The sequence below is a fragment of the Corallococcus carmarthensis genome (assembly GCF_003611695.1).
Lineage (GTDB): Bacteria > Myxococcota > Myxococcia > Myxococcales > Myxococcaceae > Corallococcus > Corallococcus carmarthensis.
The window spans coordinates 1-1,607 of record NZ_RAWE01000444.1 but is presented as its reverse complement, the minus strand read 5'-3'; the positions used below and the strand labels follow the sequence as shown (position 1 = coordinate 1,607).

Annotated in this window: 1 protein-coding gene; it reads left to right on the top strand. The window is 70.4% G+C overall.

Annotated features, from left to right (window positions below; genetic code table 11):
- Positions 1 to 299: 299 nt before the first annotated feature.
- The coding region (locus D7X32_RS44330) for a M16 family metallopeptidase (RefSeq protein ID WP_147450532.1) at positions 300 to 1,607 on the top strand (1,308 nt) is incomplete at its 3' end.

Here is a 1,607-nt window from a genome sequence, read left to right as displayed (position 1 = left end):
GGCCTGGTGGGCGCCGGGGCGGGCGCCGCCATGGGGGCGTCGCCGTCATCCAGCAGTTCCTTCAGGTCCGCGAGCGGATCCGCCTCGTCCGGGGGAGACGGCATGTGCGCTCCCAGGTTACCGGCCACGGGGGGTTTCCACCAGTTACGCGACGGCGACCGCGCCGCTTCGCCTGCCTGGTGGGAGGCGGACGGCACGGTCCGCTCGACGTGGGAGGGGTGGGACGTTAGCCAATGGAGCAAACATCACACCTCGCCTTGCCTCTCCTCGGGAGGGGATGACAGCTTCGGACCACTTCTATGGCCATCCGCTACAGCCTGCCCAACGGGCTCACCGTCGTCTTCGAAGAGCAGCACGCCGCCAAGGTCGCGGCCTTCCAGGTCTGGGTCAAGGCCGGCAGCGCGGACGAAAGGCCCGACCAGGCCGGGCTCGCCCACCTGCATGAGCACATGCTCTTCAAGGGAACGGAGCGCCGGGGGCCCGGTGAAATCGCCCGCGACATCGAGGCGCACGGCGGAGAAATCAACGCCTGGACGTCCTTCGACCAGACCGTCTACCACATCGTCATCGCCAGCCAGTTCGCCCGCACGGGCCTGGACATCCTGGGGGACGCGGTGCGCCGCTCCGCGTTCGACAAGGACGAGCTGGCGCGCGAAATCGAAGTGGTGTGCGAGGAGATCAAGCGCAGCTACGACTCCCCGTCGCGCCGCGCGTCCCGCGGGCTGTTCACCGCCGCGTTCCAGACGCACCCCTACCGGCTGCCCGTCATCGGCACCGAGGAGAGCGTGCGCAGCTTCACCCGCGAGAAGGTGCTGGAGTTCTACCACCGGCACTACACGCCCAAGAACCTGGTGCTGTCCGTCGCGGGCGACCTGAGCGAGGCGGACCTGCGCCAGTGGGTGGATGAAATCTTCGGCGGTGACTGGGGCCGGCCCTACGCGGGTCCGGTGCAGCGCCCGCGCGACGCCGTGCCCACGGGCCGCCGCGTCCTCATCCAGACGGAGGACGTGAAGGAGGCCTACCTGCACCTGGCCTTCGCCGTCCCGGAGCTGGAGCACCCGGACGTGCCCGCGCTGGACGTGCTGGCGATGATCGCCGGCCAGGGCAATTCGTCGTGGCTGGTGCGTGAGGTGAAGCGCCGCCAGCACCTGGTCAACGACGTGCACGCGTCCGCGTACACGCCCAAGGACCCGGGCATCTTCTCCGTGTCGCTGACGCTGCCGCCCGCGCAGGCGCAGAAGGCGCTCACGCAGACGGCGCGCGTGCTGGAGGCGCTGCGCACCACGGGCGTGCCCCAGGACGAGCTGCGCACGGTGCAGGCGGTGGTGGAGGCGGAGTCCGTCTACCGCAAGGAGACGGTGCAGGGCACCGCGCGCAACCTGGGCTCGTATCAGACCAGCCCCGGCGGCCTGGAGTCCGAGGCCCGCTACCTGGAGGACATCCGCAACCTCAAGCCGGAGGACCTGCGCCGCGTGGCACAGAAGTACCTGCGGCTGGATCAGGCCATCGTCACCGCGCTGGTGCCGGCTTCCGCGGAGCTGACGGAAGCCCACGTGCACGCCGCGCTGGATGAAGCGGCGAAGGGCCCCGGCCTCGCCCCCCCGGAG